Source organism: Actinomadura chibensis NBRC 106107 (assembly GCF_001552135.1).
Lineage (GTDB): Bacteria > Actinomycetota > Actinomycetes > Streptosporangiales > Streptosporangiaceae > Spirillospora > Spirillospora chibensis.
Map to the genome: position 1 here is coordinate 59,205 of NZ_BCQP01000043.1, position 22,452 is coordinate 81,656.

12 protein-coding genes, 3 pseudogenes and 1 CRISPR repeat array are annotated in these 22,452 nt (G+C 69.9%); of the genes and pseudogenes, 2 read left to right on the forward strand and 13 right to left on the reverse strand.

Annotated elements, in window-relative coordinates:
• Positions 1–3: 3 nt before the first annotated feature.
• Positions 4–387, reverse strand: coding sequence for a hypothetical protein (locus ACH01S_RS24995; protein ID WP_067896190.1), 384 nt, complete (start codon positions 385–387; stop codon positions 4–6).
• Here ACH01S_RS24995 and ACH01S_RS42555 point away from each other — a divergent pair.
• Positions 350–499 (forward strand): annotated as a pseudogene (locus tag ACH01S_RS42555) (IS3 family transposase); the annotation flags it as partial. The gene ACH01S_RS24995 and the pseudogene ACH01S_RS42555 overlap by 38 nt on opposite strands.
• Positions 500–767: 268 nt before the next feature.
• Here the strand turns inward: ACH01S_RS42555 and ACH01S_RS25000 are convergent.
• The 5 genes from ACH01S_RS25000 to ACH01S_RS25020 all read right to left on the reverse strand — a co-directional run bounded on the left by ACH01S_RS25000 (position 768) and on the right by ACH01S_RS25020 (position 10,885).
• On the reverse strand, positions 768–2,021 hold the full coding sequence (locus ACH01S_RS25000) for a DUF2399 domain-containing protein (protein ID WP_067896193.1): 1,254 nt from the start codon (positions 2,019–2,021) through the stop codon (positions 768–770).
• On the reverse strand, positions 2,018–6,799 hold the full coding sequence (locus ACH01S_RS25005; protein ID WP_148344485.1) for an SbcC/MukB-like Walker B domain-containing protein: 4,782 nt from the start codon (positions 6,797–6,799) through the stop codon (positions 2,018–2,020). The genes ACH01S_RS25000 and ACH01S_RS25005 overlap by 4 nt, the downstream gene beginning before the upstream one ends.
• A gap of 208 nt (positions 6,800–7,007) precedes the next feature.
• Positions 7,008–8,294, reverse strand: coding sequence for a DUF2398 family protein (locus ACH01S_RS25010; RefSeq protein ID WP_067896199.1), 1,287 nt, complete (start codon positions 8,292–8,294; stop codon positions 7,008–7,010).
• Positions 8,291–9,748, reverse strand: a complete 1,458-nt coding sequence (locus ACH01S_RS25015) for a DUF2397 family protein (protein ID WP_148344484.1) — start codon at positions 9,746–9,748, stop codon at positions 8,291–8,293. Before ACH01S_RS25015 ends, ACH01S_RS25010 begins: the two co-directional genes overlap by 4 nt.
• A 255-nt stretch (positions 9,749–10,003) precedes the next feature.
• Positions 10,004–10,885 (reverse strand): protein kinase domain-containing protein, encoded by an 882-nt coding sequence (locus tag ACH01S_RS25020; RefSeq protein WP_067896205.1) that lies wholly within the window; start codon positions 10,883–10,885, stop codon positions 10,004–10,006.
• 508 nt (positions 10,886–11,393) lie between these two features.
• On the opposite strand from ACH01S_RS25020, the gene ACH01S_RS25025 reads away from it, so the two are divergent.
• The gene (locus ACH01S_RS25025; RefSeq protein ID WP_246236818.1) at positions 11,394–12,581 is read left to right on the forward strand and encodes a tyrosine-type recombinase/integrase; all 1,188 of its coding nucleotides are present in this window, start codon (positions 11,394–11,396) and stop codon (positions 12,579–12,581) included.
• A 1,136-nt stretch (positions 12,582–13,717) separates the two neighbouring features.
• A CRISPR array of direct repeats spans positions 13,718–15,881; the repeat unit is 28 nt; unit sequence GAACCATCCCCGCGTGCGCGGGGCCGAC.
• Positions 15,882–16,202: 321 nt separating this feature from the next.
• Here the strand turns inward: ACH01S_RS25025 and ACH01S_RS25030 are convergent.
• The 7 genes and pseudogenes from ACH01S_RS25030 to cas7e all read right to left on the reverse strand — a co-directional run bounded on the left by ACH01S_RS25030 (position 16,203) and on the right by cas7e (position 22,441).
• A complete protein-coding gene (locus tag ACH01S_RS25030) occupies positions 16,203–16,442 on the reverse strand; it encodes a pentapeptide repeat-containing protein (RefSeq protein WP_067896208.1) in 240 nt (79 codons plus the stop codon).
• A gap of 180 nt (positions 16,443–16,622) precedes the next feature.
• Positions 16,623–17,665 (reverse strand): annotated as a pseudogene (locus ACH01S_RS25035) (IS701 family transposase); the annotation flags it as partial.
• Positions 17,666–17,800: 135 nt separating this feature from the next.
• Positions 17,801–18,352: an AAA family ATPase gene (locus tag ACH01S_RS25040; protein WP_067896212.1), complete on the reverse strand. Its 552-nt coding sequence runs from the start codon at positions 18,350–18,352 to the stop codon at positions 17,801–17,803.
• 176 nt (positions 18,353–18,528) lie between these two features.
• Positions 18,529–18,843: pseudogene (locus ACH01S_RS46835) on the reverse strand (pentapeptide repeat-containing protein); the annotation flags it as partial.
• Positions 18,844–19,843: 1,000 nt separating this feature from the next.
• Entirely contained in the window at positions 19,844–20,548 is a 705-nt protein-coding gene (cas6e, locus tag ACH01S_RS25045) for a type I-E CRISPR-associated protein Cas6/Cse3/CasE (RefSeq protein ID WP_067896215.1), read from the reverse strand.
• A 7-nt stretch (positions 20,549–20,555) separates the two neighbouring features.
• Positions 20,556–21,299, reverse strand: a complete 744-nt coding sequence (gene cas5e / locus ACH01S_RS25050; protein ID WP_067896217.1) for a type I-E CRISPR-associated protein Cas5/CasD — start codon at positions 21,297–21,299, stop codon at positions 20,556–20,558.
• Positions 21,296–22,441 carry a type I-E CRISPR-associated protein Cas7/Cse4/CasC gene (cas7e, locus tag ACH01S_RS25055; protein ID WP_067896220.1) on the reverse strand — a complete coding sequence of 382 codons (1,146 nt, stop codon included), beginning with the start codon at positions 22,439–22,441 and terminating at the stop codon, positions 21,296–21,298. Before cas7e ends, cas5e begins: the two co-directional genes overlap by 4 nt.
• Positions 22,442–22,452 lie beyond the last annotated feature (11 nt).

Sequence of the window (22,452 nt, forward strand, 5' to 3'; positions counted from 1 at the left end):
GCGTTATCTAAGCTCGGCCGGGCGCTCCCGGATCGAGACCGCATCGCGGATCCGGCCGCGCTGCAGGCCGGCGGCGCTGGCCTTCTTGGAACGCCGCATCGTACGTCGTCGCCGCAGGTGAGCGGTCAACTCCTTGGCCAGCACGCCACGGGCCTGGATGAACAGGCTGCGGTAATTGGTCTCGTGCGACACCCGCATCTCCTTTCGCTCGGGATAGGCGGCCTTCAACCAGCCGGAGATCTGCTCGGGCGACCAGCCCTCGACAAGCCTGGCGGCAACCACCTCACGCAACTCGCCGTCGCGCTGAAGCAGGCACCGCTTGGGGCGGCGGGTGTTGTCCCAGGCACGAGCACGCGTCGAACTCGCCAGTGCGATCTCCGAGTACATCGAAGGCTTCTACAACCGCCACCGACGCCACTCCGCCCTGGATTACGTGAGCCCGTTACAGTTCGAAACCACCCACCCGTCGAGCCCGATCTCCTCACCCGCGAGTCCGTGAAACCGGGGCAACACCAACGTGGCCGTGGAACAGTTGGAAGCTCACACCACCACCGGAACCCCGCAGATGCCTCGCCACCCTCGGACTCGCAATCGGACATCAAGACCCAAACGCGAGAACGTCGGAGTCCTGCACCAGGGCGGAAAACCCTCAACCAGGACGAACATGCCGCTTGACTTGCACGGACGAAATTCTCGGCACTGTAGGGCGGGGTTCTCCGCCGGACTGGGGATGAAGACTTCCGCGGATGGCCTTCGAGGCCCGGCGCTCAGGGGCGGGCTCGGAGGGTGGTGCGCCCCGAGGTGTCGTCGTGGAGGTCGGGGCTCAGGATGCGGCGGGTCACGGCGTCATGCTCTTGGAACACGGCGTGGTGGGTGAGGCCGAGGTCGGACCGGAGGGAGGCGGCGAAGCGGTCGCGGAGGGGGACTGAGGAAGGGGAGGGGCCCGCTTCGGTGACGGTCTCGGCATCCATGGCCAGCAGTTCTGCCCCGTACTGGTCGGCTACCGTGGCGGCGATCTGGAAGCCCTCATGGTCGAGGTCTCCGGCGTAGCGGAGCCGGACGCCTTGGTCGCGGGCCAATTGCAGGAACACGTGGTCGACGGCGCGCAGGTGGCCGCTGGTGCAGGCCAGCGGGACGTCGGAGCCGCAGGCCATGGCCGCCTCCAGCACGGACGGGTTCTCGACGACCGTCACGGTCTGCGGGGCCAGGGTGGGGGGATCGCGGGTCAGGTCCAGCAGGGTCAGGGCGACCGGGACGTCGGACTCGCGGAGTCGGCGGTCGATGACACCGTCCGCGGTGGTACGGATGCGGTGCAACAGGATGGTTGACGTGAGCCGGTCGGCGAAGATCCCCGCTTCGGCCAGCAGCGCACGGGTGTGGTGGGGAAGGGTGGGCTCGGGGTGGCCGGTGACCTCCATGACCGCGTAGACCAAGCAGCCGCCGTTGAATCCGCCCAGGTCGAAGTAGTGCGGGTCGCCCGCGCAGTCGTGGGCGAGTTTCGGCAGACTGACCGGAGGGGTATAGGGCACGCCTTCGGTGACCTGGGCCAAGGCAGTGATGAGGCGGCGGGCCTTGGGGACGTCGGCGCCGATGCCGCTGGCTTTCAAGCGGCGGACCAGCCGGGGGAGGCGGGGGAACGCCGCGTCGGCGTGCTCCCAGAGTTCGCGGCGCTGCCCGGCTGCCTCCCGCCGGTCGGCGGCCAGATTCACCACGGGCCTGCCCGTGACCTGCTCGGCCAGGAGAGCAACCTCGTTCGCGGACGCCTCGGTGACCTGGAGGAGTTCGCGCAGCGGCACGTCGGTCGTGGTGCCCTCGACGGTGACGGCGGAGCGGCCGCGGCGGCGCCGGGTGGAGGTGTCCAGGTATGTACGTAGCTCGGCCAGGGCTCCCAGCGGAAGGTCCGTCACTTTCAGGGTGACGATCTGGTCGGCGGACCGCCCCGCGCAGAGCCGGTCGTGCAGGGCCTTCCAGAAGGGGACGAAGTCCGGGTCCCGGGCGAACCCGGCGAGGATCCCGCTCATGCCATTCCGTCCAGAGTGACCGGCCGGGGTTCGCCGTGGCCCTCCCACAGCCAGGGGATGGTGATGCGGTTGCGGCCGGAGGCGACGACCTGGTGGACCATGGCCCGGCCCGACTCCCGTTTGATCATGGGGGTGATGGACGGCATGGTGGCCAGCACGTCGAAGTCCCAGGAGCGCAGCAGCGCCAGCACCTGGCGCAGGTTGGGCTCGTCGAAGGCGGCGTCGATCTCGTCGATCGACAGCAGGCGCGGCCCGCGGTAGTCGCCCGAGTACATGGACCAGGCGGCGGCCAGCAGCGGCAGCATCGTGGCGAGCCTGCGCTCACCGGTGGACAGCGTCTCCAGCGGGTTGGAGCGCGTGCCGACCTTGCGGAATGCCTCGTTCGACGATCCGTCGCCGAAGGAGGAGTGGGTCACGAAGATGTCCCACTCGTGCCAGGAGCGGTAGTCGAAGGTGTGGGCGACCCGGTCGGGCCAGGGCTCGTCGGCCTTCGCGTCCATCCGCTGGCGCAGGACGGTGTACATCTCCTCGAAGGATCGGTCGGTCGGGGCCTCCTCGATGAGTTTGATCATGCGGACCGCGTCCTCGTCCTCTTTGCGCACGTCCCAGTCGACCTGGATGCCGACGTTCGCCACGCCCGTGCGGACGCCGTCCAGCGTCTCGCGGATCTGCCGGACAAGCTCGCGGGCCGCCTCCCGGCGGATCTGGATGTCCTTGCGGAGCCGGGTGAACATGCCGGTGCGCATCGCCTGCTTGAAGTCGTCGCGCAGATCCTCTTCGAGCAGGGCGATGCTCGCCTCCAGAGACGCTAGGGCATCGCTTAGGTCCTCGCCGCGCACGGTGTCGGGCTCGGCGACGACGGCGCGGCGCCACTCGGTCCCCTCGATCGAGACGAGCATTACCTGGCGGTTGAAGCGGGCCAGTTCGCCACTGGTGTCGCGGGCGCTGTTCTCGACCGTTTTCAGTGCCCGGTCACGGAACCGGACGAGCTGGGCGTGCCGGTCCGCGTGCGCGTGGCGGTCCGCCAGCAGCAGTCGCGACCACTCCAGGGCGGCGGTCAAGTGGGCCGGCCGGCCGGACGGGTCGGCGGTGATGCCGTCCGGCAGCGTGGCCAGACCCTCGTCGATCAGGCGGCCGAGGGTGCGAACGCAGCGGTCGCGTTGCTGCTCAGCGGCCCGGCGTTGCGGAGCGACGTTCTCCAGGGTGACCTCTGCCCTGGTCTGCTCCTTGTCGGCTTCCTCCTTCTCGGTGCGGAGTGTCTCGATCTCCGACTTGACCCGGCTGAGCTGTTCGGAGAGCCGGTTCTTGGTGGTGAGAAGGTCGTCGTATTCGGCGCCGTAGAGCCTGCGCATCGTCTCGACCGCGGCCATGGCCTTCCTCGCTTTGGCGCGTGCCTGACCGGCCCGGTCGGACATCCTGGCGGCAGTGACCCGGGCCGTGGCGGCGGTCTGGTGATCGCGGCGGGCGGCCCGCATCAGTTCGGTGCAGCGGAGAGCCGCCATGCGGCCGTCCCGGACCAGCAGTTCGAGCGTGCCGACCGCTCCGGCGTGGTTGTCCAGGGCGTCATGGGACGTGGGAAGCAGGGAACCGTCCGGGAGGGCGGCCGCCTTGTTGAGGGCGCCCAGTGCGGACCGGACCGTCCTGGTGGCCTCGTCATGCTTCTCGGCGGCGTCGATGGCGGCGGTCTCGGCGCGGATGAGCGCCTCCTGAGCGCGATCTTCGGCGCTGTGCGCGGTGCGGACGGCGTTCACCGCGGAGTGGGGGAACCCGTTCTGTTCTCCGTCAGCCTCCTCCTGGGCGCGGGTGGCTTCCAGGCGGGCGGTCTCGCATTCTTGGGCGGATCGCCGCAGTTCCGCGGCGTTCTCCTCCGCCTTGGCCGCGGCGGAGCCGGCGGATCGTGCTGTCCGCTCGGCGTGCTCCAGGCTCTGCCGGGCTCGATCGAGCCGGGCGGAACGTGCGTCGGAGCGTTGCCGGAGGGTCGTCATGACCTGCTGGAGCGCGAGGTCCGCCTGAGCGGTGCGCTGCGCCGCCTGCCGCTCGGCGATGGAATGCTCGCGAGTCCGGCTGGCGAGGTCGTGGCGGGCCGAGGAGAGCGCCTCGTCGGTGGGCAGGGCATCCCGTTCGGTGGCCGCGGCGAGGACGTGGCTTTCGCGTCGGCTGAGTTCCTGGTCGGCCTGTCGCAGTTCCCGCTCGTGTTCGGCGAGGCGCTGCTCCAGTTCGGCGAGGCGCTGTCGCCGGGCGCGTTCCCGGGCAGTACGGCCGATGTAGGCCGCCTGGTAGCCCTCGGGACAGGCGGCGGTGAGCACCCCGTTGCGCAGGGCGCCGGGCGCGGGGGAGTCGACCGGGATCGAGCGCAGCAGCCGGTGGATCGCCTCGGCGGAGCCGCCCTCCTGCGCGTCGGGCTGGAGGAAGTCGGCCAGTGTCCGGTGCGGGGCGGACACGGTGGGGGTGAGGACGAGATCACCGGCAACCGGGCGACCGTCCGGCCTGATCAGCGCGTCGAGGAGGCCCGACGCCAGCAGGGCTCCTTCGAGCCGGTCGGCCTCCTCGGCGGAAAGGTGGCCGGCGAAGTCGACGACGGCCCACAGGGGGACGCCGTCGTCGCCCGAGCGCGACCGCCATTGCGGTGCGGGCGGTACGGGGGCGGTCCGGCGCGCTCGCACCACGTCGGCGCGCAGTTCCTCGATGCCTGCTTCGACCGTTTTAATGACCTCGCGAGCCTCGGCGACCTGATGGTGCAGTTCCGCAGCGGCCGCCGCGTGGGCCTTGTGGGCGGCCAGGCGGACGGACGTGGGCTCGACCCCGCGCAGCGCCTCGTCGGAGAGCGGAGCCGACGGCTCGGGGAGCGAGATGGCGCCGGGATCGAGGTAGGCCAACGCCGTTCGCCAGCGGTGAGCGCCGGCCAGCCAGTCGCGGGCGGCCTGGAGCGCGGCGGCCGCGGCGTCGGAGCGGCGCCGCCAAGCGTCCCGTTCGGCCGCCCCCGCGTCGGTGATCTCGCGGTGGTGGTCGGCACGCCCCTGCTCGAGTTCGGTCTCATCGGCCTGTTCCGCGGCGGCGTTCTCGGCCTGGGCGTCCAGCAGGCCGCCTTCTTCCTCCCGTACCACGCCAAGTGCCCGGCGGTGGGCGGCGTGGGCGTCGGAGGCGAGCACTTCGGCGGCGTTCACGAGGGCCTCGGCGGTCGCCGCACGTTCCCGATGCCCGGTCAGGTCGATGCGCAGGCTGGCGGCCGCCACCTCCTCGGACAGCCATCGCCGGATTCGGTCCGCGGGCAGGCGGTCGTTCTCCGCGGCCTGATCCGGTGCGCACAGGTCGGGTGGCGGTGGCCGTAGGTGGCGCAGCCGGCCGGACCAGGTGCCGAGCTCGTCGAGCAACACGGTCTCGGCTTCCTGCCGATCGCGGGTGGCGCCTTCCAGGGCTTCGCGCGTGACGGACTCCCCGGTCTCGGCCTCCTGCCTGCCCTGGGCGAGGGTCCGTTCCGCCGTCTGGGCCTCGCCGTGCAGGCGCAGCGCGGTCCGGACCCGGGCGACTTTGCCCGTGCGCGCTTCGGTCCAGGCGAGCGGTGTCGCGCACAGTTCGTCCAGATCGACCGCCGGCGGCTCGGTGTGCGGCTCGGCGGCACAGAGCCCGCGGTAGACCGAGATCATGCGGTCGGTCGCGGACGCGGCACCGAGATGTTCACCGTCCTGCCGCAGCCGCTCGGCGAAATCGAGCAGATGACCCTGCGCCTGGTGTGCTCTGGAAGCCGATTCCGCGGAGCCGTCCATCGCCGTACCGGCATCAGTGGCGGCCTGCTCGGCCTGAGCCTCGGCGTCGGCGGCGGTGTCGTCCAGCTCGGCGGCGCGTTCCTCGTGAAGGGGCAGCTCGGCCCCCGCGTGGTCCCTGAGCATCCCCTCGGCGGCGGACAGCTCGCCTTCCAGCCGGGAGATGCCCTCGTACTTCCGCGAGAGCCGCCGCTGGATGCCCTGAGCCGTCGCCTGGGCCCTCTCCAGATCACGGGACGCCTGGCGCGCCTGGCGGGTCTGTTCGTCGTAGGCGTTGTTGGCCGCGGCCAGTTCGGCGGCCTGGAGCTGGGCAACCGCGTTGCGGTAGCTGCGGTAGTGCTTGTCCGTCTGGGCCAGCAGCCGCGCCTCCTTGCGGGACTGGTCGAGCTGCTTCTCCAGCTCGGAGATCCGCGCCATCGCATCGGCGACGACCTTGAGCCGATCGGGTTCGAGCGCTGGCAGCGCGTCGGTGAGGACTTGGCGCATTTCCTTGGGCGAGATCGCCTCAGCCGTCCGAACGCTGCGCAGGCTGCGAAGCACACCGACGAGGGCCTCGAACTGGATCTCGTTCAACGGGGCGAACAGATGGTTCCGGACGGCGTCGCGGAACTCGTGCTCGTCCCCGAGGCTCAGCGGCACGTCGGCGAGTGCCGAGCGGGGGACGGCCGAGGACAGGAACAGCCGGCCGCCGAGTGCGGCGAGCTGCCCGCCGAGATCGTCGATCTTCACCGTGGCGCGTTCGCGCCGCAGGGCCAGCTCGTGGCCCACGCGCGCTGGCACGATGAAGAAGGCGCGCTGGAGTTTCCCGCCAGTCGAGCGCAACCACATCCCGGTGGTCATGTACCGGGTCTGCCCGGTGTGCTCGTCGCGGTAGCCGTACTCCAGCCACCACAGGCCGGTCCGGTCCTCCTGCTCGTTGCGGTCGGTGTGCCTGCTGGCCAGGGTCCCGCTGGCCTTTCCGGACACTGACAGCGCCTTCTGCGAGATCTCGGCGTCGAGCAGCACGGTGATCAGCATGGAGGCGGTGAGCGACTTGCCCGAGCCGTTGGGCCCGGCGAGGGCGAGCCAGCCACCGGCGAAGAAGAGGACCTCGTCCGACCAGGCCCACGAGTTGATCGCGCCGGCCCGGGTCGGCTGCCAGCGGCCCTCGGCACCTGGAACGCCCAGCACCGCCGTCTCGGTCACCGGGTGGAGCGGGTTTGCGTCAGGGGACACGGCTGACTCCTCAGTCCTCGTCGGTGAGAAGGGAAGGCTGAACCGCTGCTCCGGCGTCCCTGCGGGCGGCGGGAACCGGCGGGGAGTGGACCTTGACATGCCACAGGCGGGCGCCGGGTGTGGAAAGCCAGGTGCCGCCCCGGTGCGGATCGGGACGCAGCAGCCCGACGTTGGTCAGCTCGGCGGCGGCGACACGGGCGAGCACCGGCAGCCTTCCGGCGTAGGCGGCGGCCCAGCGGGGCCGATCCCGGCGCGCCAGTTCCAGCACCTCCACCGCCTCAGGAGTGGACAGCGGAGCCGCGGGGTCGGTGCGGCGAACGATCGCCGCCAGCAGAGCGAGGGCGGCCTGCCGTTCGGTGCGGCGTCCGTGGGGAAACTCGATGCCTGTTCCGGTTCCGTCGCGATCTGTCACTTCCCACCAGTCCCGGCGGACCGTGGCGATGTAGCCGAACGAGGTGATGAGGTCCAGCGCGCGCTCGCGCCCCGCGGGGGTGTGGAGGTAGGGGGAGCCCTCGGTGGGGTCGTCCACCGGATCGGTCGCGGGGTCGTCGGCGATCCGGCGCATCAGCCTCACCCGCCGTTCATCCAGCGACGGCACGTCGGACTCGGCCGAATCGCTCAGGGTCGCCCGCGACAGCGCCGCGGCGTGCTGCTCCGGCGGGAGTGACGCGAGGCCGAGCAGCAGGGGGGACAGAGAGGAGAACTTGGTGGCCAGACGCTCCCGGGAGGCCGTGACCACCAGGTTGGCGTCCTCGTCGTCCACCACGCGGTCGAGGTCGTCGTCGACGGTGGCCGTACCTTCGGCGACCAGCAGTTTCAGCGCGTCCACGAGGCAGAGCCGATTGCTCCGCGCCTGCTGCTTGGACACGTCCTCGGCGAGAACCACCGGAAACGGGGGGAGGGTCCCCTCGTCTTCCTCAGTGGCGCACGTCTGGGCGATGGCCTGGAGGAGCTCCTGGAGGCTCATCCGCGACCTCCGCCACAGCTGCTCGCAAATCAGCGCACAGCAGATCAGGACCTTCTTGGACGCGAGGGGGCCGTCCCCGCGCGCACGCTGGAGCCGAGGCCCTCGATCGGACGGCACGTCCGCCCGGCGCTTGTGCAGTCGGATGAGGGAGGCGGTCTCCGACACCTCTAGCGTCCAGCCGAGCTCGTCGTGGAAGAAGGCGGTGAGCCGTTCGCGCCCTTTGAGCGCTGTGCGGTATTCCTCCGGGTGGGTCTCGGCCCGGAGCCGCCCTGTGGCGTTCAGGATGCGCGCGGCCGGGCTGAGGTCGGGGTCGAGGCGCCGCCCGGTCATGCGATGCCCTGCCGGGACGGCACGTTCTCGATGGGAGGGGACGCACCCGGCTCAAGCGAGGTGACGCGCAGGCGCAGGTCGCGTCCCCAGAAGGACAGAGCCCCTTCGGCGAAGTCCGCTCGGGCTGTGGGGCCATGGTCGATGCAGCGGATCTCGACCAGGACGTTCGCCCCGTCCACGTGCCCCGCCCCGGTTCCCGTCACGGGGTCGAGGCGCATAAGCGCGGTCTCCACGGCGCGCAGCAGGGCCTCGACGGCCTCCGCGCCCAGCCCCGCGAAGTAGGAGAGTTCCACTTCGCCGGAGGTGACCAGCAACTCGGCCAGGCGGCGGTTCCGCTCCGCCTCCGCCATGGCCTCGGCCAGCGCGGCCTTCCGGTCGGCGGCGGTGTCAGGAACCGCACGGGGACGGCCGCTGGTCCGGCCTTGCCGCTCGTGCTCCCGGAGCGTCACCTCCACACGGTGGCGGTCGGGGCGGCCTGCCGCCTCGGTGCCGTGGGCCACATCCTCCTCGGCCCGGGGGGTGACCGCATGCCATGCGGACCAGTCGCCGAAGGCGGCGGCATGGACGCGCCGCGCGTCCTCGTCGGACCGCTGCCGGTGCAGGCTCTGGGCCAGGGCGTGGAAGTCGGCCCCGAGGTCGGAGCCGCGGCGGCGCGCCGAATAGCGGCGGTCGATGGCGATGAGGAGCGTGTAGACGGCGCCGGACGCGGAGGAGATGAGCCGCTGGACGGTGCCCTCCGGGGCGAACCACGATCCCAGAGCCGACAGCAGCCGTACCCGCTCCTCGACCCAGTGGTGTTGGTCGCGGGCGTCGATGAGCCCGGCGTGGGCGACCGCGGCCTCGGCGACCTGGCGGTGGCCGACCCGCTCCAGATCGGCCAGTGCTTTTTCGACCGAGACGAACGCTCTCTCGTACTCGCGGGGGAATTGCCGCAGCGCCTCGATGACACGATCCCTGTTCGCTCCGAACAGCATGTCGTTGGTGACGTCCGCCTGAACCAGTTGGCCGAGCGCGGCGTAGAAGTCGGCGGTCACACGCTGGAGTTCGCCGATGCGCGTCCGGACGTCGTCGAGGTCCATCGGCAACAGGCCCCTGCCCCTGCCCTCCCTGACATGGGCGGTGTCGTCGCCTTCCGCGAAATGCCTGATGATCTCTCGGATCGTGGTGGCGATGCTGTCGAGCAGGCGGCTGGGCAACTGCAAGGCGCGGCCGACGTCCAGGACCGCGTCCCGTACGGCCGCCACGACCGTCCGGCCCCGGCGCGTCAGCGCCCATGCCTCCTGCCTGACGATCAGCCCTTGGTAATTGCGGACGGGGACGGTGTAGTCGCGGAAGGGTTCGGCGAGCCCGTCGCCTGCCAGGCGTTCCAAGGCGCTACGCAGATCCTGCTCCGACAATGGAGCGTGGAACCCGATCTCGCGCATCTCGGCCGTGATCTCATCGAGATCGGCCATGGGGCCGCGGGTCGACAAGCGTTCCAGTGCCGCTAGGAGCGCGGTCCACCGATCGCGTGCCAGATCGTCGGAGAGGGAGAACACCGCCCAATCGGAGTGCTGTACCGCCTGCCACCACAGCCGTGGTTGTTCCAAGGCGGCCTCCCAAGCGTTGGTGACTGGCGTCCGCTCTGGCTGAGGCTGTCAGGAGTATCAAGAATAGTCCCCTGGGGAGTCACATTCCTTTGGAGATGGCCGCAATCTGCCATTCGGCAGTCATGGTTTGTCTTTTTTGCTGCGAATATATCTTCGATTCTGGGTTCCGACCACGTCCACGGGGACGTCGCCCCGGGCGGGCGTGCCCGCGGAGGTGGTACCCGCACTGGCGCCGTCCGCCTTGTGGACGTCCCACTGGACGGTGAGGGCCATCGTGGCCGCGATGGCGGTGCCCCCGGCCCCCGCAGCATCCAGCACCGGGTGGCCAAGCGCCGTGACCCGGCCCTGTCGGAAGAGAGCGTCGACCCCGGCGGAGGGGACGGCGCTGGCTGGGCGGGCGCGGGGGTGGGGGCTTCCAGGTCGAGCAGGCCAGCGATGCGGCCGATCTCGACGGTGATCGCGGCCGGGAGCCAGTGCGGGGGGCGGCAGCGTGGCGCGGACCTCGTCCGGGGTGTGGCGGCGCTCCGACTCCTTGGTCAGGCAGGACTCTGCCAGGTCCCGAACCAGTCCGGACGGGCCCGCCAGGTCCGGCGGCTGCCGCAGGACGCGGTAGAGCAGGGCGTGCAGCCCGTCGGCGCCTGAGTTGGACGGGCGGCGGCCGGTGGCCGCGTACGCCAGCACCGAGCCGAGGCTGAACACGTCGCAGGCCGCGGTGACCTGGCCGCCCTGGACCTGCTCGGGAGCCATGAAGGGCGGCGAGCCGACCAGGGCGCCGGTCCGGGGGGCGACGCTCGCGTCACGGTGCGGGCGATCCCGAAGTCGATCACGCGGGGGGCCGTCGATCGTCACCAGCATGTTGGGCGGCTTGAGGTTCCGGTGGATCAGGTCGCTGGCGTGCACGGCGCGCAGCGCGCGGGCGAGCCCGTCCGCCAGCGCCAGGACGGGTGCCTCGGGCAGCGGGCCGTGCTGTTCGACGGTGTCGGCGAGGGTGGGGCCCGGCACGTAGCCGGTAGCGCCCCACGGGTTCGCCGAGCCGGTGCTGGCGTCCAGGACGGGCGCCGTCTATTCGCCGCCGACCCGGCGCGCGGCCTCCACCTCGCGGCGGAACCGGCGCAGGAATCGTCCGCGCTGACGCCGGCTGAGCTGTACCGGGCTGTGTGAAGCGGCTCGAGACCTGCGTGGCCACGGCGGGGAGAGGAGCATCGTGGTGGTTGCTCCCAGTGGGACCGTTCTGTTTTGGGCGTGCGGCAGGAAGCTCGCCACTGTGCGGTTGAGGCTGGTGTACGAAGCGTGCATGGCGATTACCAAGAGTGCTGGTGGGATCTACCGGCGATGCGGGTGCGTGGATCCGCGGACGGGGAAGGCGTGGGGAGACCACTGCCCGAAGTTGGCGGCCGGTCGACGGCACGGGAGTTGGTATCTGCGGTTGGAGCTGCCGGTCGGTTCTGATGGTCGGCGTCGGCGGATCCGCCGTGGCGGGTACACCACACGCAAAGCGGCTGAGGAGACCTTGGCTCAGCTTCGCGCGCCGTCCGGTTCGGGCGGTGGGCTGGTCACGGTGGGCGAGTGGCTCCACCACTGGCTGGCCACCCGAACCGGCGCGGCGTCCACCATCCGTGGGTACGCGAGTCACGTGCGTCTCTACTTGGCTCCTTATCTGGGCACGGTGGTGCTGGCCGAGTTGTCGGTCGCGCATCTGCAGGCGGTGTTCGCGAGCATCGCCCGCCACCATCAAGCACGAGGAACGCCGCTGACGCCAGCAACGCTGAACCGGATCCGGGCGACGCTGCGGACCGCTCTCAACGCCGCCATCCGTCGAGGGCTGATCAGCGACAACCCGGCGTCCCGGGTCGAGTTGCCCACGGCCCGGCGCCCGCGCGCGGTCGTGTGGACCGCGGAACGTGTGCAGCACTGGCAGCGGACGGGGGAGCGTCCGCCGGTCGCGGTGTGGACTGCGGCGCAGACCGCCGAGTTCCTCGACACCATCCGTGATCACCGCCTGTACGCCGCCTACCATCTCATCGCGCTGCGGGGGCTGCGGCGCGGAGAAGCGGCAGGGCTGCGCTGGTGCGACCTGGACCTGGACCAGGGCGTCGCGATGATCTCCCAGCAGATCCAACAGCACCAGGGACATCTGACGGTGTGCCCACCCAAGACAGCCTCCAGCGCCCGTGTCATCGCCCTGGACCGCACCACCATCCGCGCCCTGCGCGCCCACCGCGACCGCCAGCAAGCCGAACGGCAACGGGCGCAGGAGGACTATCGGGACAGCGGCTACGTCTTCACCCGCCCTGGCGGTGATCCGTTGGGCCCTGATCGGCTGAGCTGCACCTTCCGCGCGTTGATCGCCGAGCATGGGCTGCTGCCGATCCGGCTGCACGACCTACGACACGGCGCTGCCACCCTCGCTCTCGCTGCCGGGGTAGAACTCAAGGTGGTGCAGGACATGCTCGGACATTCCAGCATCGTGCTGACCGCCGACACCTACACCTCCGTCCTCCCCGAGGTCGCGCACAAGGCAGCGGAGAAGACCGCTGCTCACGTGATGAAAGCGCGAGGCGTGGTCCCAGGAACCAATCGGACCCGCCGCCGAACACCGGGCCGGAAAAGGCGCCGTGGCGCCAGGAAGACGGGATCTCGGCCAGGTGTTTCAGCGGCGCATCCGGCCCGGCAGATAAGCCGCCCGCAGCGACGCTGAAGCAGCGGCCGTGGGGCGTGACCATGCTCTTTCAGAGCCCTTGGCTCCTTCGGTTCCTATCGCCGACACTTTGAAGGGCTAATCGAATAGGTGTCCGCATCGCCCAGTTCAGGACCGATGCGGTGGTCAGCCATGCCCGGCGGAGGAGGCGAGTCGTCGCCTGCGGGGTGGGCTAGACGGGTGTCCGATGCGCCTGGAATGACCGGGACCCAGGACGGCCTCAGCGCGGTCCCAGGCAGCGCCTGCCTCAGCCGCCGTGGACAGTGTTTGCCCTGGTCAAGGTGGGTGGGTTGCGTGGGACTCGAACCCACAACCTACGGATTAAAAGCCTGCTCTCGTATCAGAGCAGCGCTCTGAGTATCAGACTGTACCGCTCTGTCCGCATCCAGCACCATCCCCGTGCCGCTACATCCCGCTCCCTGCCAGTCCGTTTCGAAACCGCCGAGCAGACAACGAGCCGACATGGTCGCACGGCGCCCCGCGGCTAGGTGCCCATGAGCTGGCCTCTGTCCTTAGCCTGTAGCAGCGGAAGATGTGGACCATCCCCGCGTGCACGGGGCCGACAGGGTGACCGCGCCCAGGGACAGGACGACGTCCGAACCATCCCCGCCTGCGCGGGGCCGACTGCGACGCGACCGAGGTCATCGAGGAACCATCCCCGCGCGCGGGGGGCTGGCCGCAGGCATGAGGAGCAGCAGGTGAAGGCCACCGAACCATCCCCGCGTGCGCGGGGCCGACAAGCACATGGCCACCCACCGCACCCGCGGGCTGGAACCATCCCCGCGTGCGCGGGGCCGACGGTACGCAGAGAGTAATGATCAGCTCACCGGAAGAACCATCCCCGCGTGCGCGGGGCCGACGGAGAGCCTGGACCGGATCCTTGCGGCGGCGGCGAACCATCCCCGCGTGCGCGGGGCCGACAGCGGGGACTCGTCCAGCGCGATGAACGTCAGCGAACCATCCCCGCATGCGCGGGGCCGACCCGCCCCGTGCCCGACCAGCCGAAGGAGACCCGGAACCATCCCCGCATGCGCGGGGCCGACGCCTGGCCGTACGGCTGGTTGATCATCTTGGCCGAACCATCCCCGCATGCGCGGGCCGACGGGATGTCCACGCCCGCGGCCTTGTAGCACCACGAATCATCCCCGCATGCGCGGGGCCGACCATCGCCGGGTGCCCGCCGACCGCGTCGACCTCGAACCATCCCCGCATGCGCGGGGCCGACGTCTGCAGCCGGTGCAGTCGGGCCAGGTAGTCGGAACCATCCCCGCGTGCGCGGGGCCGACCTGCTCTGGGGGGACGGCGCCGGGTATCTGCGGGAACCATCCCCGCGTGCGCGGGGCCGACGTCGGCCCGAAGGCTACGACGTGCTCACCAGGCGAACCATCCCCGCGTGCGCGGGGCCGACGGCAAGCTGGCGCACGACGCCTACGCTCGCGCGGAACCATCCCCGCGTGCGCGGGGCCGACGCGCGATGAACGAGGCGAACACGCCGGTACAGCGAACCATCCCCGCGTGCGCGGGGCCGACGGGCTCTGCCACAGTGTCCGGCTCGTCCACTGAGAACCATCCCCGCGTGCGCGGGGCCGACGCCGTCAACGCCGCAGCGACGGCGGTGATGGGCGAACCATCCCCGCGTGCGCGGGGCCGACCAAATTATAGGTGTTGATCAGCCCGGTCACCGAGAACCATCCCCGCGTGCGCGGGGCCGACCAGCGATCGTCACCGTGGCCCTGGTGACGACCGGAACCATCCCCGCGTGCGCGGGGCCGACATCCTGAAGATCGCAGCAGGAAAAGACCTACGAGAACCATCCCCGCGTGCGCGGGGCCGACTCCGCCCATTCCTTCAGCTCCCCGACGACATGCGAACCATCCCCGCGTGCGCGGGGCCGACCGTGCCGTGGGACGCCGCATGCTCTGATGGGTGGAACCATCCCCGCGTGCGCGGGGCCGACGCGCCCGGCGCCGACTGCGTGGTGTTCAGCGGGGAACCATCCCCGCATGCGCGGGGCCGACAACGTCTTGTCCCAGCCGCCGCCCGCGTTCGTCGAACCATCCCCGCGTGCGCGGGGCCGACGTGACGAACACCGGGACGTGCGCCGCCTCTACCGAACCATCCCCGCGTGCGCGGGGCCGACGGGGTGTACTTGTCTGCCCACTCCTTCTGCTGCGAACCATCCCCGCGTGCGCGGGGCCGACCTCCGTATGGAGATCGTCTACGGCTGGTACGTGGAACCATCCCCGCGTGCGCAGGGCCGACTCGGGCGCGGAGCCGCCGTACCAGAGCTGCGGGGAACCATCCCCGCGTGCGCGGGGCCGACCCGCGGAGACCGCGCCGGCGCGCGTCCATCTCCGAACCATCCCCGCGTGCGCGGGGCCGACCCCGAGTCCGTGGAGGTGGACTGTCGGCGCTGCGAACCATCCCCGCGTGCGCGGGGCCGACAGCTCACGGGCTTCATCGTCGACTGCTACGCGAGAACCATCCCCGCGTGCGCGGGGCCGACGAGTCGATCGACATGGCTCGCCTCGCCGAGAAGGAACCATCCCCGCGTGCGCGGGGCCGACGTCGCGATCGCCTGCGTCGTCGTCGGCCTGGTCGAACCATCCCCGCGTGCGCGGGGCCGACTAGGTCTCAATGGCGTAGTCCCACCAGTCAGCCGAACCATCCCCGCGTGCGCGGGGCCGACTTGCGCGGCGCGGTCGAGGCGGGAATGGTCACCTGAACCATCCCCGCGTGCGCGGGGCCGACTCTTAGGGTCGCTCGATGGAGCAGGCCAGGCGAGAACCATCCCCGCGTGCGCGGGGCCGACGCGTTGACCTGCCAGTCCTCGTCGTTCTCGTCCGAACCATCCCCGCGTGCGCGGGGCCGACTCCCCATTCATCAGTCCCATCATGGAGACCAGCGAACCATCCCCGCGTGCGCGGGGCCGACGGCCGGGCAGAATATGAGGACGTCCTTCAGATCGAACCATCCCCGCGTGCGCGGGGCCGACATCGGATCGTATGCCCGAGGAACGGGATCGCCAGAACCATCCCCGCGTGCGCGGGGCCGACCGCTGGCTACGCGACCAACGCCGCCGGCACGGCGAACCATCCCCGCGTGCGCGGGGCCGACGCCAAGGTCGTCGAGGCGATCACGCGCCGTGACGAACCATCCCCGCGTGCGCGGGGCCGACTGGCGGATCCCGCCCAAGCTCACGGCGGAGCGGGAACCATCCCCGCGTGCGCGGGGCCGACCCGTGCGCCTAGGAGGTGAAATGCACGTTCACGGAACCATCCCCGCGTGCGCGGGGCCGACGCTTTCTGACCTGCGACGTTATCGGCGGGAGGGCCGGTTTTCATTCGGTTGGTTTGTGATCATGGCCGGTGGCGGCGTCTGGGGCCTGTGGTGTTGTCGTGGGGTGGGTTTGGTGGGGCGGGTGGTTTTGTCGATGGGTGTGGCTAGCTTACGTTGTGTGAGTATCGGGTGGTCGGCGTCGAGTGCGGGGAACCCACTGGCGGTGCTGTGGGGTAAGAGTGCGGGCAGGGCTGGTGGGCGGGCGAACCTGCTGTTGCAGCATTTGCTGGACACGGTCGCGGTTGCCGAGTTGAGTGTTTCCAATCTTGTCGGGGACGACCCTCAGCAAAGCCCGACGGGCTGCTCGCAGATCCTGACGCCACGAGCCCTGTAATCAAAGCCATCAGGCCACCGCGTCCCCTTGTCCGTCACGGCGTCCTCCAGCTTGGCGCCGTTGAGGTTCGCCCCCCGCAGATCGGCACCAACCAGGTTGGCGCCGCGTAGGTCGGCGTCATCCAAGATCGCACCGCTCAGGTGGGCCCTGCTGAGGTTGGTACTCCAGTTGTAGATCGCGATGCTCATGCTTGAGTGGCTTGTCGCTGGTAATGGCTGGTCTGGGATCGGGCCTGGTGGCGGCGTCGCCAGTGGGACTCGGTGGGCCGTGTTGTGGACGAGCCGGACGACGAGCGTGTTGAACAGGTGCTGGATTTCGTTGCAGGTGAGCGGTATCAGCTTGTCCGGGCTGGGGTGGCGGGCGTGTTCGTCGGCGCGGACGACGGCGAGGAAGGCATGGGCGAGCATCGCGAGGGTGACCCAGCGGTGCCAGGACGTCCAGCGTCTGACCTGGCGCTCGTCCAGTCCGGCCAGGCCCTTGCCGGACTGGAAGGTCTCCTCGACCGTCCAGCTGCGTCCGGCAACCCGCGCCAGGGTAGACAGCGGAACCGGGGTAGCTGAGTAGCAGCGGTAGAAGGCGGGTTCGCCGGTGCGCCGATTGCGGCGGATGAGCAGTTGGTGGTGGCCGGGCCGGCCGTCGGTGATGTTGGCCAGGGCCCAGTCGTAGAAGCGGTGGCCCTTGGCTCCAGCCCCGGCGGAGAGCTTCTGCCAGGCCCGCCTCGGCAGCCTCTTGACCAGGGCGTCGGCGCGGAACTTGCCCGCGCGGGTGGCGATCTGGTGGTCACGGGCAACGGCAAGAACGTAGCCGACCTGCCGTTTCTCCAATGCGGTCCGCAGGTGCGGGTTATCTCCGTAGACCTCGTCGCCGGCCGCCCAGGATACGGGGACGCCCGCATCCAGAGCGCGGCCGATCATGCGGGCGGCGAGTGCGAGTTTCGTGGCAAACCCGACGGTGTCGGGAATCCCGGCGGCCCGGCGGCGGGCCGTGTCCTCAGTCCATGAGCGCGGGACACATGGTTCCCGGTCGATCGCCGCATGCCCGCGCCGGGTGGAGTAGGCGAGGTAGACGGCGACCTGGCTGTTCTCGACGCGTCCGGCGGTGCCGGTGTACTGCCGCTGCACGCCCACCGTGGCGGCGCCCTTCTTGAGGTCACCGGTCTCGTCGACGACCAGCACCGCCGCGGTGTCGTGCAGGTGCTCGACGACGAAGCCGCGGATGTCGTCGCGGACCGCGGCGGCGTCCCACCTGGCCCGCGACAGCAGGTGCTGCAGGCCGTAGGGGTTCGCGTCCCCGACGTGCTCGGCGAGCGTCCAGCAGTTCTTCGCGGCAGGTCCGACAGCAGCCCAACCACGAACGCCCGTGCCCGACGCCGTGGTTCCACCCGCGCGAACCGCCCCGCGATACGGCCCATCAGGACCTCGAATGTCTCCTGCCAGCGGCCAGGATCTATGCTGTGACCTGTGGCCGCCGTCTGATCTTCTGTCTTCACACACCGATGATCAACGGTGGCTGCATCTGTTCGGGGACCAGCCCACAAGCGCGATCATCAGCAGCGGGCGGCATACCGCCTGGCCCAGCCGGTGGCGGCCACCACCTCGCGCGCGATGTCCACGACAGGCCGTCCGTCCGTCACCACCCGCACCGTTCCCGCTGGGGCCCGCCGGTCCAGGAGCCGTGCGTTGCGCGCGCCGCCTTCCAGCTCGTGCTCCAGCTCGGAGCCAAGCTCCCGGCCCACCAGCCGCTCGCGGGCGGTGGCGTCCGAAGCGGTGAGCAGAACCCGTACGATCCGCACCTCCGCCCCCATGGCGCGGCTGAACATGCCCGTCGTCTCTGGCAGCACGCTCGCGGTGTTCGTGTAGATCAGGCGGCGGTAGCCGCTCTCGGCGAAGTTCGCCCACACCGCAGTCAGGCTCCTCTCGGTGATCTCCGAACGGTGGGGGTCCCCCTCCGGTGCCGGATGCACCTGCCCCATGAAGTCACCGTCGATGACCGCATGGGAAACCTCCTCGGCACGCAGCAACGCCGAGACCTCCCACCCCACCGTGGTCTTGCCGACCCCGGCCCGTCCGCCGATGAGCAGTACTTCCGCGTGATCCATGGACGCAGCGTGCCAGCTGGCGACCGCCTCACGCGATCCGATATCGATCCGTCCCCATAACCGCCTCCCCGACCAGCAAGATCGCGATCTACAGCTGGAGTATTAGCCCTCTTCATGGACGTCCGGTGCAGGAACGCCTTGATGAGGTTGGTGGCATCGAAGGCCGCGCCGTCGAAGAACGCATTCGACATCGAAGCCTCACGCATGTCCGCATTCGAGAAACTTGCGTTGCAGGAGATGGTGTTCCGCAGATCCGCTTGGAAAAGGCGTGCGCGTTGGAACCGTGCCGACTCCAGGTGAGCCCCTTGAAAGGTCGCGAGGTAGAGATTGGCTGACTGCGCCGTGACGCGGGTCAGGTCGGTCCTCTCCAGGACCGTTATCGCCGGTGTCTCCTTCGGGCGAGTTCCGATGACCTGGAAGACGGCGTCCAGGTCCACGCCGGCCCGCTGACTGGTGTCGGCCGAGGTGGGGTCGTAGTAGGAGGGCGGCACCAGGGCCTTCTCGTCACCGACCGGCAAGTGTCGTGGGGCCGACTACGTGAGCGTGTCCGTGAGCACGCTCTTGCCGGAACCATCCCCGCGTGCGCGGGGCCGACGGGGCATTTCTGCGGAGGAGTCATCTCGCTCGAGAACCATCCCCGCATGCGCGGGGCGACTCGACGCAACGGGCACGGACGGGCGCGAATCGAGAACCATCCCCGCATGCGCGGCCGACGGCATCGACAAAACCGGCGACGCGCTAAAGGAAGAACCATCCCCGCATGCGCGGGGCCGACTGGACGACGCCCGACCCCGAGAACGGGCTGGAGGAACCATCCCCGCATGCGCGGGGCGACGTGCCTGGGTTGCTCGCCCTCCTCCACCAAGGCGAACCATCCTCGCAGGCGCGGGGCCGACGCCTAACCCTTCCGGCAAGGGTTCCGGTAACCCGAACCATCCCCGAATGCGCGGGACCGACGGTTCAGGACCGCTGGCATGGCCACCGAAGGTCGAACCATCCCCGCGTGCGCGGGGCCGACGGGCGCTACTGGGACCTGTGCTGCGGTCGCGAGGAACCATCCCTGCATGCGCGGGGCCGACTGGAAGTCCCCGGAGGGCGTCCACCTCATGACGGAACCATCCCCGCGTGCGCGGGGCCGACCGGACCGCGCGGCTGCGACGCGCGCAGGCCAGGGAACCATCCCCGCGTGCGCGGGGCCAACCACTGGTGGCGGGGCCCAGCACTCCCCATCGGGAACCGTCCCCGCATGCGCGGGGCCGACCCGGTGCGGTCGCCGGTGGCGTCGTCGTAGGGGGAACCGTCCCCGCGTGTGCGGGGCCGACGCTCCGCGCTTATGCGCTTCGCCGCCTTCCGCCTAACTGGCTGCGTGTGCGTGGGATGAGCGCAGGACGGCCAGGTGGAACGCGGAGAGAAGCATTGATGCATGGGTGGGGTCCGGCGAATGCTCTCAACGAAGAAGCGTGTTCGTGATGCAGGAGCCGGGCTGACGGTTTACCCGGTGTGTGGTGTGGGGGCTGTGGTGGGGCGGGCGAGGGTGAGGAGGCCGCATCCGTAGGAGCGGGCGCGGCCTATGCCGTAGATGAGAGTTGCGCGTAGGGCGGCTTCATCGGTCACTTCGAGGAGGCCCTGGAATGTGGCTTGGTGGAGGGCGACCTTTTCTCCTTGGCCTTTGGTGAATCTGATCCGCTGACGTTCTATCAGGCGGAGGTTGTGGGCTTGTTCAGTGGGGAGTGGGTGGGGGGTGGTGGCGGGAGGGATTTCGAAGCCTTTTTTTATTGATTGTTCGAGGAGCCAGGTGGTTTGCTGTTCGGCTGTGACGTGGGGGCGGCGGATGCCGCGTTGGCCGTGGCGAGGCACGACGTAGGTGGGGTTGGCGGTGAGCCGGAAGGCGTAGCGTTGCCCGGCCTTGAGTTGCTGCAAGAGCGGTTCGTAGGACTTTGTGGCCCAGGACGGGACGTCGGAGCGGGGCCATCCGGCTTGTTCGACCAGGTGCGTGAGGTCGGGGCGGTGGGCGGAGACGATGTAGAGGGAGACCTTGTGTCTGGAGTCGGTGTCCAGGCGCCACAGGACGCGGTCGTCGGGCTCGAGGATGGGCGGGAAGCCCGTCATCACAGCGGCATGCATGCGTTGAGGACTGCCCAGCAGGTGGATCGCGCCGGCCCGGCGCGGGTTGAGATAGGCGCGCGTCAGGTACATGAGGGGGTCATCCCAGCAAATCCATGGGGTCGTGAGGGTGGTTGGCGGGGCGGATGGGCGGGAACACGCGATCGTGTCTGACGCCCCGGCTGCCGAAGCGGCGCTGAAAGGGCGGAGAGGGCAGCGGTATGTCGGTCATGTGGCCGTCGCCTGTCCGGTCGTCGACGAGGATTTCGCAGGTGATGAGATCGTCGTTGCGGCGGCGACGGCGTTGTTCGGCCGGGCCTGCCTGCCATTCGAGGTCGGCGAGAGCAGCCTCGACCGAGGTGTAGCGGTCGGTGTGCTCGATCAGTATTGGACGAGAGGGCGGGCAGGAACGTCGTCCGAGATACAAGGGATGGCGCGGCGTCTTCAGCGCCTCGGCGAGTTGGCCCGTGGGCGGGCCTTGCAGCGCGACCACGAAGACGGCGTCCGTTACGTAGTGGCGGCGGGTGACCTTGGTCGATTCGTGGGGACGGAGTGTGGAGCCCGCCGCGGTCGGCATTCGCTGCAGGGCAGGGTCGGCGCTTCGAGATGCGGCGGTGACGATGTGGTAGTCGACGAGGAGTTGTCCCGGCTGGTCGATGCGGACGCCGAAGTCGAGTGATGCAAGGTCGGTCAGGTCGGCGCCGCGGGGACGGCCCAGGGCTGAGGCGAGCAGGCCTATCACGCCCGACTTGGTGGGGGCCGTGCGGGTGCTGCGGGTGTTGTGGCGGCTGGCGATGCCCCAGGACTGCAGGGGGCCGGCCAGCCGAAGAAGCAGCACGCTCATTGTGTGATCCGTTCGCCCAGTGTGGCGCGGACGGTGTCCAGTGCCGTGTCGAGGGGCTGGGCGGGCGGTAGTTCGATCTGCTTTTCGTCGTTGACCCGATCACCGAGCCAGGCGGGGTAGATCAGGGCGCTGGTGAGCGGGCTGGTGCCGTACATCTTGTCTTGTTCGCTGTGGTAGGTGACCAGTTGTGCGACGGACGCGGGCACGATCCCGCCTTCGGGGGCGCGGACGGGTTCCTCGAACGCGCCGGCGAGGCTGACCGGCTGGTCGGCGCGCACATTGATCATGATCAGGTCGGGTCTGGTGTGGGCTGCGAAGGTGTTCTGCTTGCCGGTGGGCATGGCGGTGGCGAAGGTCTTGGCGAAGGCCAAGGCGAGGTCCAGGGCACGGTCGGTCTCACCATCGAGGTTGGCGATCAGGTCGCGCATCGAGACGGTGGCGAACCGGTACAGGGTGGCGGAGTTGAACTCTATTGTGCCGATCATTCCGGCGCCGGTTTCGTCTTGGCGGCGGGATTCGTCGTCGACGGCGGTGAAGTAGTCGAACTGGTCGCTGACGACTTTGTGTGTGGAGAGGGCGTGGGCGACCTGGCAGGCGGCATCGACGTTCAGTTCGGGCGCATCGGCGACCATCCTGCCGAACAGGGCGACAGCACCGGCGTGCCCTTTGATGCCGAGTTCGTGTAGATCAAGGCCGGTGATGCGGGCACGGATCTGGTCGGGATCCTCGACGACCTCTTCGAGGTCGGCGGCCACCAGCGCGTCGGCGACCCGTTCGACCTGGTCGTGGCCGAGGAACAGCAGGTACTCGGTGATCGGCTTGTTCTTGGCGAGCTTCACCTTCTTGAACAGCGCGAGTGTCGCCGCGGTGCCGATAACGTCGGACGCCGCGCCCAACGCGGGTCGGCGTGCGGTGACGGCGTCGCCGATGACGCGGGGGAGTTGCCGGGTGCGCAGACCTCCGTCCTTGGCCAGGTTCGGGTCGTTGAGGAAGGCGTCGCGAACCGCGCGTTTCCACGCCTGGGAGGACACTCGGGCCCGGAGCACACCGCCGTAGGTCGCGGTCTTGGGGCTTCCGGACTCGTCTCGGTTCAGGTTGGAGGGCGGTACGGACTGCAGGACATGGACGTCGAGGAAGGTCATCGATCAAGCCC